The sequence below is a fragment of the Microcoleus sp. B5-D4 genome, from assembly GCF_036705145.1.
Lineage (GTDB): Bacteria > Cyanobacteriota > Cyanobacteriia > Cyanobacteriales > Microcoleaceae > Microcoleus.
The window spans coordinates 1-13,658 of the sequence record NZ_JAUBTV010000027.1 but is presented as its reverse complement, the minus strand read 5'-3'; the positions used below and the strand labels follow the sequence as shown (position 1 = coordinate 13,658).

General features: G+C 48.1%; 4 protein-coding genes. All 4 read right to left on the bottom strand.

Going from position 1 to position 13,658, the window contains the following annotated elements:
• Positions 1 to 43: 43 nt before the first annotated feature.
• The 4 genes from QUB10_RS14800 to QUB10_RS14785 all read right to left on the bottom strand — a co-directional run bounded on the left by QUB10_RS14800 (position 44) and on the right by QUB10_RS14785 (position 13,048).
• On the bottom strand, positions 44 to 1,687 hold the full coding sequence (locus QUB10_RS14800) for a GTP-binding protein (RefSeq protein WP_333203216.1): 1,644 nt from the start codon (positions 1,685 to 1,687) through the stop codon (positions 44 to 46).
• Between the two features lie 448 nt (positions 1,688 to 2,135).
• A complete protein-coding gene (locus QUB10_RS14795; RefSeq protein WP_333203214.1) occupies positions 2,136 to 3,269 on the bottom strand; it encodes a hybrid sensor histidine kinase/response regulator in 1,134 nt (377 codons plus the stop codon).
• A gap of 56 nt (positions 3,270 to 3,325) precedes the next feature.
• Complete coding sequence (locus QUB10_RS14790) at positions 3,326 to 4,402, bottom strand: response regulator (protein ID WP_333203212.1); 1,077 nt, start codon at positions 4,400 to 4,402, stop codon at positions 3,326 to 3,328.
• A gap of 3 nt (positions 4,403 to 4,405) precedes the next feature.
• Positions 4,406 to 13,048 carry a PAS domain S-box protein gene (locus QUB10_RS14785; RefSeq protein ID WP_333203210.1) on the bottom strand — a complete coding sequence of 2,881 codons (8,643 nt, stop codon included), beginning with the start codon at positions 13,046 to 13,048 and terminating at the stop codon, positions 4,406 to 4,408.
• Positions 13,049 to 13,658 lie beyond the last annotated feature (610 nt).

Below are 13,658 nucleotides of genomic sequence, written 5' to 3'. Positions count from 1 at the left end.
TGATACAATGACTAACGACTAATGACTAATGACTAATGACTAATTACCACTCATCGTTTCGTTTGTTGCTGTAAGTTTCCCAATCGTCTTGTTGTGGCTGCGGATACAAGGGTTCGGGTTCTATTTCTGCTTCCAATTCCGCTGACATTTCTAATTCGGGTTCCGATTCTTGCTGATAAATGTTCAGAGGTTCGACAACGCGGGCGATCGCATCTTTGACAAATGCTTTGACAAACTCGTCTTTCCGATTTAACTGAAACTGCCTTTGCACAACTTCGGTGATGCCACCATCGCCCCAATCTTGGTCATGGCGGAAATATTCAATAAAACTTTTACCAGCAATTCTGGTTAAATAAGCCGCGCTGACTGCTTGAATTGCTTTGCCAAGTACAAAGCCCGCTACGCTTAACTGCAAGGCCCTTGACACTACTTGAATTACACCTTCAACTATTCCCAAACTGGCTAGGGTTTTTGCTAGAGACAATGCCAATTCTTTGGCGCGATCGATATTTAATTCGCAACCGTAAATTTTGGCAATTTCTACTACCATTTGAGCGTTAACTGCTGCTGTCGCCAGTAAATCCACAACTGGCAAAGGCGTTACGGCAATTACTCCGGCTCCGATCCACTGAAAGCGCTCTACTACTTTATCAGCTTGCCGCCTTCTTTGAGCGTCAATTAACTTGCGCGCTTGGTCTCCTAAGTGCTGAGATTGCAGCAAAATATTATCCGCAATTAAGTCTTCGCCTTCGGCTCGCAAAATCGCAGCGACGCGCCGAATTAATGGCATAATATCCGGGTCTGGCTGAAAAATTGTGCCGTCTTCTAGTACAACTTTTTGCGGATTGGCGCTAATGGCAACTACATCCATTGCTGATACAAAACCTTTGACTCGCTGCCGCAGCCTAGTGAGAATTTCATCTCTGTCGGTGTCGGGATAAAGGTCAACTTTATTAAAAACCACGATCGACCTTTTGCCAATTTCCGCCAAAGTCCGCAGCGGTTCGTACTCGGATTTTCGCAAATCGCCGTCCAAAACAAATAAGATCAAATCTGCCCTCGCCGCCAACTGCCTCGCCAATTCCTCTCTATATGTTCCCGCAACTCCCGCTTCCAAGATGCCTGGGGTATCGGTAATTGCTAATTCTCGATCGATTCCTTTCAATGAAAGAGTGTAAGTTTCCCCAACTTCGGTAGTTCCCATCGGCGCACCCACCTGTCCCGCCATCCGCCCCACCAACGCATTCACAGCGGAAGTTTTGCCCGCAGAACCGGTGCCGAAAACAACTACTCGAACGCTGCCACGAGCCATGCTAGCTTCAATTTCGCGGGCTCTCAACAGCAAAGCTTGCCGCGCTACTTCATCTTGAATGCGATCGACTTGTTGCCGAATTGCTTTAAGATTTTCCGAAGCAGCTTCACTTTTCACAACAGGAATCTTCGGAGTAATCGGCCGTTTTCCCTTAACTTTCTGAGGGCGTTGCAGCAGCCTAAAATAGTAAACTAGCGCAAAAATTAGGGTTCCCAAAAGTACAATTATCAGGAAAATCAGCAAATTAGCCAGCAGCGGAGAAGCAGACCACGCAACTTGACTGTAAAGCCCTGTTAAGGAACTCACCAGCCCAATAATCAGCCCCAGGGTGAGGCAGAAAGCAGCAATTAAGGTTAACAGGCGCGGCAAAGGCATGAGGAAAGCGGCAAATAAAAGGGTTCTGCTTTGATTTTTACATTACGCCGATAGTCATCAGTCATTGCAAATCTAAAATCTAAAATCTAAAGTCTAAAATGGCGAAGCGCCCGATTGTACTGCGCGAACCCGCAAATCCCGATTCTGTCGCACTGCGGGCGCGATTTGCGGGGTTTTAGTGGTAGCGGGTGCAGATAAAGTGCGATCGCGCCGGAATCTGCAATTGTCGCTTGCACGATAGTCAACAATCACGGACGGTGCAACCGGAATCGATATGATACCAATTTAATGTGAAGTTGCACATATCTCGATCCCCCTAAATCCCCCTTAAGAAGGGGAGTAGGGGTTGACTTTGAAAAGAATCTTGTCCCCCCCTTATTAAGGGGGGCTAGGGGGGATCGCATTCTATGCAGCCTCATAAAAAATCGATCTGATATAAAAACTCCTGCTAATTGCGGACAATTGGCAGAGTGAGATGTACCGTTGTTTCCTTTTTATAGATACTGGTAATTGAGAACTCTCCTCCTGCCAGTTCGACAATTTTCATGACAATTTTTAAGCCGATACCGCTGCCCTGCTGCTCATACTTCTTGCGCTCAAACTGCATGAAGGCACCAATTTTAGCAATTTGCTCCTCTGTCATGCCCTGCCCCGAGTCATGTACAGATAAATGTAGCATCTCCCCTAGGACTTGACTACTAACTTTAATAGTTGTCTCTGGTGAGGAGAATTTCAGTGCATTATCAATTAATTCATGGAGAATCGTTGATAGATATCGGTCTGATAGAGCGATCTCCGCTTCCTCAAGCGTTAACAACAGATCGTTGCTACGGTTGACCTTCTGAGCATGGTATTTCAACTGGGCTTCAATGGCGCAAGCTGAAAATTGAGCTTGGCCAGATTCGATCTTATGCTGTTGACTTGCCGATAGTTCTAATCCTAAATAAATCAGGAATTTTTTCGTTAATTTTTCTAGGCGACGGGCAGAGTCATGGGCCCAGCCTAGGATCTCACGGATTTGGGCGATATCCATGTTTTCGATATCGTCCTTGAGCAACCCGATCGTGCCTAAGATGCCATTGAGGGGCGTATTCAGTTCGTGGGATAGAGTAGAAGCTAAGTTGCCACGCAGCTCATTGAGGGTGCTTTCCAAGACACTGATGGTATTTTCTTGGATGTGGTATAAGTTCTGGATATTATCATACTGTTGCTTGATTCTGAGCATTGAATGCACGCGAGCACGCAGTTCAATAGCATTTACAGGTTTACTGATGAAGTCGTCGGCTCCGGCAGTTAGACAATAGGCAAGGTCGGATTTTGAGTTTAATGCTGTCACCATAATGATGGGAACGGCTTGCCATTTTGACATGGCTTTGATTTGCCGACAAATCTCGATGCCGTCTATTCCCGGCATCATCACATCCAGCAAAATAAGATCGGGATCAAATATGTCGAGGGATGCGATCGCTTCTTGCCCGCTGGCAGCATAATGCAATTGATAATCCTGCTCTGATAACAGGGTTTCAATCACATCAAAGTTATCCGGCTCATCATCAACAATTAAAATAGAAAATTGAAACATAATTGCCACCATTTCAATAATGTAAAAATTTTATAATTTCATCTGATACTCGTCAGCTATGCTGCCAAAGTGATTTCAAAAATGGCACCTTGTGGTTGGTTGTTTTTGACACAAATTTCGCCCCGATGTGCCTCAACGACCATTTTGCAGAAAGCTAAACCCAACCCTATTTGAGAGACATCCGACATCAGATTTCCAATCTCGTATTTCTCAAAAATTTTGTGCCTCAATGTATCAGAAACACCGGGTCCAGAGTCTATAACCTGGATTTTGGCCTTGCCCGATGTGAGGAATTCTACATTCACTATGATTTGACTATTGGGTGGGGAAAACTTAATGGCATTCGAGAGGAGATTATCCAGCATTCGATGTATCATGGTGGCATCAACGGAGACTTTTTTACTGTTTTTTTCTGGTAATTGAGCGACCAGCGACTGATTTTTTTGAGCAGCGATCGCTTCAAAATTTGATAGAGCAGACTTTACGAGATCGCACAGATAAACCTCTGTGTAATTGAGACGACTTTTACCGGATTCTAGTAAAGCAATTTGCAATAAATCATCAATTAATAGCTGTATTGCTTGTGCTGACGAGTAAATTATATCCAGTTGCCTTTGTTGTTGTTCTCTAGGATACTCTACGCTTTTTAGGATTTCCAAGCCAAGCAAGATACCAGCCAGGGGATTGCGTAAATCGTGGACTACCATTTTAACCATATCTTCCCGCAATTTGAGTAAGCTTTGCAGGTCGTCATACTGGTGCTTAATTCGCAGCATACAGTGAACTCTGGCACGTAGTTCAATAGCATTTACAGGTTTACTAATGAAATCGTCAGCGCCGGCAGTGAGACAATGGGCAAGGTCGGATTTTGAGTTTAATGCTGTCACCATAATGATGGGAACGGCTTGCCATTTTGGCATGGCTTTGATTTGCCGACAAACTTCGATGCCATCTATTCCTGGCATCATCACATCCAGCAAAATAAGATCCGGATCAAATATGTTGAGGGATGCGATCGCTTCTTGGCCGGTGGCCGCGTAATGCAATTGATAATCCTGCTCGTTCAAGAGAGTTTCAATCACATCAAAATTATTGGGATCGTCGTCAACGATCAAAACAGATGGTACATTCATGAATTATCTTGCCAGGGAAGTTAAAAGGTGTTGAATAGTGCTTGCCAATTGCTTCAGCTTAACGGGTTTTGTGAGGTAATCATTGGCTCCGGCGGCAAGACAACGATCGCGATCGGCAGTCATAGCTAAGGCAGTTAAGGCAACGATCGGCACATCGACTAACCTAGGATCGAGGCGAATCTGCTCCATAGCTTCTAGACCATCCATACCAGGCATTTGAATGTCCATCAAAATTAGATTGGGGTTTTGTGACTTGGCCAGGGCGATCGCCTCCTCTCCATTCTTAGCCAAGAGAATGCGATAGCCTTTAGCTCTCAGGTAGCTCGACACCGTACTGATATTGGCTTCGTTGTCTTCCGCCACCAAGATTAAGGGAGAGCCTTCCTGCTGTTCGGTCTGACTGGGTTCGATGCGGGCTTCGGTCTGAGATTCCAGGTCAACAGAGGATGGCGCACCAGTAGGGGCCGTGCCCCCGTGCCTGCCCTCGAATTCGATCGTGAAGCAACTTCCTACACCCACCTCGCTGGTGAGCAACACCTGCCCGCCGTGGAGTTCGACAATGCGTTTCACCAGGGCAAGCCCCAAGCCTGTCCCCTGATATTGACGATTCAGGGCGCCATCGATTTGGATAAAGGGCTGAAACAGTTTGTTGATATGTTCTGGGGCAATACCAATACCTGTATCGATGACGGCAATTCGCAGAGTCTCTTTGACCCAAAAATGGGGTGGGGAATCGGCAGAATCTGGGTCTGCCCGGCGCGGCCCGGCGCTCACTTCTAGGGTGATGCGTCCTCCGTTAGGAGTGAATTTTACCGCGTTATTGAGCAGGTTGATCAATACTTGGCGCATCCGCCGTTCATCAATCAATATGTCGGGCAGATTGAGTGGCACTTTAATCTCTAGCTGGATGCGTTTTTGTAGGGCTTGTTGTTTGATAAATGCCAGACTGGATTGACAGAGATGATTGATGGAAACTGGGGTGCAATCGAGATCCATTTGACCCGATTCAATTTTGGCGACATCCAAAATGTCGTTGATTAACTCTAGCAAGTGAGAGCTACTGCGATCGATGGTTTGTAAAGCTTTGATTTGTTGTTCATTGACGATGCCAAAGACTTGCTCTTGTAGCCCCTCGCTCATGCCCAGAATGGCGTTGAGGGGGGTGCGGAGTTCGTGGCTCATGTTGGCGAGGAATTCGTCTTTGAGGCGGGTAGCACGGGCCAGTTCTTGGTTAGAGACTGCCAGTTGTTCGTTGCGCTCGGTGAGTTGCTGCTGGGCTTGTTGCCGTTCGGTGAGTTCTTGCTGCAACTGCTCAAATAGGCTAGCTTGTTGAACCGCTATCGCCAACTGGTTAGCAATTTGTTGCAGGAGTTGCGCTTCAGACTCTTGCCATACTCGTTTTTCTCGGCAAGCATGGACGACTAAAGCCCCCCAGAGCTTGTTGGTTGGGCCAGGGGCAACCCCTCTATGGCTTTCGCTGCTTCGGACTTCTTGCAGGATAGGTGCAACCATTTTGGACTTGACTTGACCAACGCTTGCGTATTCCACCAAGCAATTAGTCCCCATATCGGTCATTATATCCGGGACGATACGGGGCTTGCCCTGGGAATAGTGGTTGAGGATTTCTTGAGACCACAGTTGGTCGTCCCAGTGAAGGTTTTTGAGCGCGGGAAACTCGGTCAACACAGATTCTTCAACTATTTGACTTCTGCCATTGCCAAATAGCCGGATTACGATGATTCGATCGCCTTGCAAGATTTCTTTGACTTGCTGTGTCACAGTCGCCAAAATTTCCTTAATATCCAACGATTCGCGAATTTGCTGGGCGATCGCTCCCAAAGTTCGCTGCCGTTGCAGTTGTAAAGCGATCGCCTTTTCTGTTTCCTTGCGGATAGCCAGCTCTGATTGCACCTGTTCGTAGAGGTAAGATTGCTGAATGGCGATCGCTAATTGGTTAGCAATTTGTTTAAGTAAATTGATTTCCCAGTTTTGCCATTGGCGCGGCATATCGCATTGGTGAACAATCAGCAACCCCCAGAGGGTTTGATTCAGAATAATTGGAACTACGAGTTTAGCTCTGACCTGGATTTCTGCGAGGAATTCAACCAAGCAGGGTAAGATTGACTCGTTTTCATCTTCCCTATCGTTGAGGGCATACACTTTTCCTTGGATATAGCGATCGTAGTTCTCTTCGGGGAAAACCTCTTCTGGGAAGAGGATATCCAGAAGCTTAAGCCTATTTGGCGAAACAGATTCAGCAATGACAGCCCCCGTCCCTTCAGGAAAAACCCGATAAACCAGCGTTCTGTCTGATTGCAATACCTGATGGATTTCCTCAACAGTGCTATTGAGAATCTCGTCGAGATGCAGAGACGATCGCATCCGTTTAGTAATCGCTCCCAGCAAACGTTCCTGTTTTGCTTGTTGTTGCAATCTCGCTTCGGCTTCTTTGCGATGGGTGATATCCTGAAACGTGCCTACCAGACCAATAATATTACCTGAGCAGTCTCGCAGGGGAGCCTTGTGGGTTTCGAGAAATATTGGTTTACCATTGGGTAGGGTTAGCGTTTCTTCGATCCCTAATATAGCTTCACCCGTTTCGATTAACCGCCGATCCATCGCACAATACTCGTTCGCCTCCACTTCTTTCTGGCAAATATCTAAATCTCTTTTACCTATACTTTCGGTCGTAGATGGCAAGCCTAGAGTTTTGGCAAACTGCTGATTGCATCCTAAAAAAACCGACTCTCGATTCTTCCAAAACACCGAAAGCGGGATGGTATCGAGTACCGTTTGCAGAAACTGCTGAGATTCTTGCAAAGCCTTCTGGGCCTGTTTGCGATCACTGATATCTACTAATACACAAATAGTTTGATCCTCTGAGCCTGGAAGAAGTGCGGCTCCGATCAGCACAGAAATCCGGCTGCCATCCTTACGGTAGTATTCCTTTTCCAAGGAATCGATCGCGCCCTCCTGCATCAGGCGCTCCATCGCTACAACATCAGCGTGGGCATATTCGGGCGGCGTCATGGCATCCCAATGAATCATCCCAGCATTTAGTTCCTCCCTAGTGTAGCCAACCATCTCTAAGAAGCGATCGTTGGCATCGATTATGTTCCCCTGAAAATCGGCAAACATCATGCCGCTCACACTGGACTCAAAGACTCGGCGGAAGCGCATTTCGCTGCTTTCCATGGCGAGTTCAGCTTGTTTGCGATCGCTGATATCCGATAAAATTCCCTGGATGCTAATCAATTCCCCTTCAGCATTTATAACAGGTGTGGCGCTGCTTCTGACCCAGACATAATTGCCATCTCGGTGGCGCTGTCGGAACTCATAATCACTTGACTTTTTACCAACTTTGATATTCTCCCGATAATCAGTAACCACCAAAGGACGATCGTCTGGATGCACCAGAGATATAAACGACTTACCCATCCATTCACTCTCGTCCCAGCCAAACATGGTCTTGAATTGCGGTGACAAATAAGTGAGCATCCCATCGGGTTCACATGACCAGATCAAATCATTAGCCCCTTCTACCAGCCGCCGGAATTTAGCTTCACTCTCTGCTAATTGGGCTTCGATCTGTTTGCGATCGCTGATATCCCGGCATACACAAATGAATAATCCATCCTCTGTGAGGGTGAGGGATAGCCCTTCGGCAAAGGTAGAGCCATCTTTGCGGGTGGCGAGCGCCTCTCCCTCCCAAGCGCGATCGCGCATCAGCACCGGCAAGACTTCCCGCTCAAACCGTTCTAACTCGTGTTGGGAATACAAAAGTTTCCAGGTTTTGCCCACCAGTTCTTGGGGATGTTCGTAGCCAAACAATTCTAGATGGGCTTGATTCAAATAGAGGTAGGTATCTCCTTGCATAATGGCAATGCCGTCGATCGCCGCCTCAATTGCTGCCAGTTGTCGTTTTAGGGTTTCTTCGGTTTGTTTGACATCGCTAATATCTGCAAAATAGCCAACAATCTCGATTGGCGTGCCTTCTTCATCTCGCAGCAGACGCAGCTCATCCCGTAGCCAAACGTAGTGACCATCGCGATGCAAAAATCGATATTCATGCTGATGAGTGTTGTGTTCAAAGAGAGCCGATAAATGTGCAAAAACCCTAGGGGCATCTTCTGGGTGAATATGGTTAGCCCAGAAGCCAGATTCCGATAAAAACTCTTCTGGTTTGTAGCCCAAAATGGCTTCGATATTTTTGCTCATGAAGGTTGCTCCATAGTCGCCATAGGGCTTACAGCTATAGATCATGGCGGGGCTCGATGCCAGAAGAAATTCGAGGCGTTCTTTCAAAAGGCGATTTTCTAGCTCTGTCTGTTGGCGATCGGTAATGTCTTGGATCAGGCCAAGCACATAGAGATGTTCATCATCCATCAATAGGATAGAAGTGGAAAAGGAGATAGTGCGGCACTGTCCATCTGGGCGCCGGATTTCCCTTTCCACGGCGATTAAGTTGCCCCCTTGTCGTATCTTTTTCAGGTCGGCAATCGTCTGTTTTTGAGATTCTTGATTATTCAGGTACAAGCTGTGATACCACCCCAGACGGTTAATTTCTTCTAAGGTGTAACCCGTAATTGTTTGCATTTGCTGATTCCAGACTGTGAAGCGGACAAATGGAAACTCCTCAACTTCATAGAAAACGCACAGCCCTTCAGTCATGTTTTCTACAATTTGTTGACGGAAAGTATTTTCCTGCCGAAGCGTTGCTTCGGCAAACTTGCGATCGGTAATGTCGAAGCGAATGGCTAGATACTGAAAAGGTCGCCCGCCTTCGTCCAAAAAGGGGACAATGGTGCTAGCAACCCAGTACAGGCTACCGTTTTTTGCCTGGTTGCAAATTTCACCGCGCCAAACATGACCGCTAGTAATGGTCTGCCACAGGTCTTGGAAAAATGCAGGGGGATGATAGCCAGAGTTGACTAGGCGATGGGTTTTTCCCATGAGTTCATCGCGGGAGTAGCCAGAGATTGCACAGAAGGGATCGTTGACGTAGGAGATCACCCCTTGGCGATCGGTGATGACCACAATTGCAGACTGATCCAAGGCCTGTTTAAAGGCTGATAATTCTTGAATTAACTGCTGTCGTTGGAGTTCAGCCTGTTTGCCTCTGCTAATATCAAAGTTGACCCCAATCATGCTCTGGGGATTGCCTTGGGCATCTGGCACGACGACACCATAGGCTTTAATAAAGTGGAGGCTACCATCGGGATGCAACACTCGAAACTCGGTATCAAATTCTGCTTGTCCTAAGAGGGCTTGTTGGAGCAATGTTTCGGTGGCGGTGCGGTCTTCGGGATGTAGTCGGTTTGCCCAAATGTCGTAAGGCAGAGGGGAATGAGATTGTTTTGTGACACCGTACAGTTCGTACATCCGCTCATCCCAAAAGACGGTGTTTTGTACAAGATCGAAGTCCCAACAACCGATCGCCCCTGATTTGAGCGCCAAAGCGAGGCGATCCGATACTGTCTGTAGTTCTGCTTCTGCACGTTTGCGATCGCTAATATCTTTGGCGATGCCTAAAAAGCCGATAATTTGTTGATTGACATCCTTGAGGGTGCTGATGGATAGCGACACAGGAAATCGAGAACCATCTTTACGGATATAGCTCCACTCTTCTTCGCTGACAATACCTTGGCGTACTTTGGCAACAAAAAGCTCAAAGCCGGGAGGAATATTTTGCCCTAGTTCAGCAGAGAGTGATGATGCCCGGTCAATTACCTCATTTGCATCGTGGATGAGTGCGGGCGTAGCTTTGCCGACCACTTCTGCTGCACTGTAACCGAGCATCCTTTCGGCTGCGGCATTAAAGGTCTGGATGATGCCAGTTGGGTCTACGGAGATGATGGAGTAATCAGCACAATCGAGGATGGCGCGTTGCAGGCTGTTGACTTGCCAAAGCTCTTGGGTGCGTTCTTCAACTTTTGCTTCTAGCTGTTGGTTTAGTTGGTAGAGTTGTCGCTCAGCCTGTTTGCGAGCCGTAACGTCTCGAATCATAAACAAGGCTTCATCTTCGCCACTCTTGACAACTCTGACCTCTTCATATTTCAGGCGTGGGCCAATGTGCACCTGCTGTTCATAAACTTGCAGTTCTCCTGTCCGTAAGGCTTGTTCTAGGTGGTGTAGATGTCGCGTCGCAATTTCTCCTGAGATCATATCCACCATCGCCACACCTGGGGTATCGAAATCTGTACCGCCGAGAAAGTCGAGCTGACGATTGGCTGTCACGCTCCCCCGATAAATACCATCGGCACCGATGCGAAACATGAAGTCGGGAACTGCTGCTAATATGGCTCGGCTGTGGGCTTCGCTCTGGATCAGGGCGGTTTCGGCAAGTTTGCGATCGCTAATGTCTGTAGTAGTTCCTACATAGCCGACTACTTGCCCGTCTGCATCCAGTTCGGGAACGGACTGCCCATATACCCAAGCCACAGCACCGTCGGGACGTTGAAAGCGGTATTCGAGTTGGAAAGAGCGATTTCCTTGAATGAATTGCTCCCATTCGGCGATGACCTGATCGCGATCGTCGGGGTGTAGCCCTTGTTGCCATCCTTCCCCGAAAGCGGTTTTTGGGGTGAGTCCGCTGATCTGAAACCAGCGATCGTTAACATAGATGCACTTACCCCTAGCATCGGCGCGGAAAATCCCCACTGGTACGGCTTCCACTAGGCTGGCGTAGCGTTCTTCGCTTTCTTGCAGGCGGACTTCAGTTCGTTTGCGATCGCTAATGTCGGTAATGGTGCCTATATAGCCGATCCGATGTCCATTGGCATCGAGTTCGGCGACGCACAGCCCATAAACCCACGTTACTTCACCGTCGGGACGTTGAAAGCGATATTCGAGTTCAAAAGAGTCGTTACCTTGAATGAATTGTTCCCATTGGGCAATGACCCAATCGCGATCGTCGGGGTGCACTCCTTGTTGCCATCCCTGTCCGATAGTGGCTCCTGTTGTGAGTCCGCTGATCTGAAAGTAGCGATCGTTGACATAGGTACATAGCCCCTCGGCATCGGTGCGAAAAATCCCCACCGGAGCGGCGGCGGCAAGGGAGGCGTAGCGTTGTTCGCTCTCGCTCAGGGTGGCTTCGATCCGCTGTCGCTTTACCAGTTCATTCTGCAATTTTTGGTGGATCGTGGCTTGCCCAATGGCGATCGCCAGATGCACTGATAAGGCTTGTATCAGTTCAACTTCTTCCGGTTGCCAGTCGCGGGGGTGTTGGCTTTCGCTGGCATTGAGCAAGCCCCATAACTCATCGCCACACAGTAGCGGCACCACCATTTTGGCTTGTGTCTGGAGGCGGATCAGCATCTGCCGATGACAGTCTGATATGTTGGCTGTGGAGATATCTGGTACGACGCGAACATATCCCTGACGATAAATCTCAGGATTGTCTTGCTTATAGCAGGTCTCATTGACCCGTTGGCCCAACATAGACAGGGACGAGTCGGTGGATTCTGCCACGACAATGATTTCCCTATTGGCTTCAAACCGCCAAATATTGACGCGATCGCAGCCGAGCACTTGCCGCACCTGCTGCACAGTCGTATCCAAAATCGTTTGCAGGCTTAGGGACGAGCGAATTTGGGTGGCCAAGTCTGCGAGTAATTTCTCTCGTTGTACCTTGGTGTTGAGAGCGGCTGTCCGAGCTTCCACCTGTTGCTGGAGCTCAAGGTTGCGATTTGCCAGCAGCGCCACCTTTTCCGCCTCTAGGCGCACCACCTTCTCTTCCCACTTCTGGGCCAGCTTGTATAGCTCCAGCGGGTTGAGGGCTTGCAGCAAACTGCTCTGGGTGACGATGCCTAATAGTTCTCCTAGCTCCCCCGTCACCGCCAACCGACGGATCGATCGCTGCTCCATGATCTGCTGCACAGTCCAGAGCGAATCGTCGGATCTAACGCCAAAAATCGGCGTACTCATTACCGCCTGAGCTAGACAGGTTTCCAGGTTCAAGCCCAATGTCTGAAATTGCACAATATCCCGCTCGGTGAGAATCCCCACAGGAATTTGTAGCGGTTCAGCAGAGATTCCGCCTGGGTGCACAATCATCACGGAACTGACGCGATGCTCTGCCATAAGTTGGGCGATCGCCAGTAGGGAACAATCTGGCGCAGCACAAATCACTTCGCGGGTCATCACTTCTGCTACGATACGCAACCGCAGCAGGTCGATCGGTCGAGATATTTGGCGCAGACTTTCGTGAGTCACTAGGCCCACTAGGCGATCGAGCTCGTCCACGATGGGCAAATGGCGAATGTGGTGCTGCAGGAGCAGATTAATCGCAAAAAATAAATCGGTGAAGGCGGACTCGCGGAGGGTGACGACGGGGTGTGCCATCACCTCCCGGAGCACCAAATTCTCCAAGGAACGCTGATGGGCACTCAGCCGCACCACGTCTCGCTCGGTCAGTACGCCGATTAATTGCTCGTTTTCGACTACCAACACGCAGCTCGATCGCGCCTCCTTGTGGAGGTCGTCGAGTTGACCATCCGCCGTTCTAGCGGTGTTGCAGAGCGATCGCACGCCGCTCATTTGGGCGATCGCATCCATCACCGTCGTATCGGGCGAAACCACCAAGGGTTCCCGGACGATCGCAGTCCTGAGTTCTATTAGAGTGAGAGCCGTAGTACGCATGAACATGAGTTTATAGGGTTTTATTGCTGATTTTTTTTTACACTTCGCCTTAAACACATGAGCTGATAGCCTAGCCTGGCGTCAGCCATACTAACGAGAATAGTTACTTAGGTGCACGACATTATTCTCTAAATATTATATTTACTTACTGTTGGCTCCTGCATAAAATTAGTTAGGGAAATTCGGCGACTCTAAGGTAACGCTCTTTCATCACTTTCCTGAGATCATAAAAATAGAAAGTGCCGTAAACCCTTTACGACTATGTTGAAGCTCGGAGAACCCGCCGTAACGATAAAATTTGTTGAGGATCGACGATTACTGTGATTTATACAAAGCCTACCAAATACTATTTCCATAAGTGAGAACTTGTGAGACTTTTAATTACTTTCATGTGGGAATTTTCTAATATGAAGCGTAAAACACTACCAGCAATATCTCGTGTAGTGGGATTAAGCAATGAACAAAAACTCTGGTATTTTCTAAGCGAATTACTTGAAAATTAGAAGGCTTGAAAGAGCTAGGTTAAACCTTATTCTACAAGAGAGAGCATCTCAATGAAAGCCGCCCTCCGCTAGAAATTCGAGTTAGGAGTCAGGAGTCAGGAGCCAGGAGAAAA

Coding starts and splice junctions, on each gene's coding strand:
- QUB10_RS14790 (WP_333203212.1), bottom strand. CDS start 4,402: ATGAATGTACCATCTGTTTTGATCGTTGACGACGATCCCAATAATTTT.
- QUB10_RS14800 (WP_333203216.1), bottom strand. CDS start 1,687: ATGCCTTTGCCGCGCCTGTTAACCTTAATTGCTGCTTTCTGCCTCACC.
- QUB10_RS14785 (WP_333203210.1), bottom strand. CDS start 13,048: ATGTTCATGCGTACTACGGCTCTCACTCTAATAGAACTCAGGACTGCG.
- QUB10_RS14795 (WP_333203214.1), bottom strand. CDS start 3,269: ATGTTTCAATTTTCTATTTTAATTGTTGATGATGAGCCGGATAACTTT.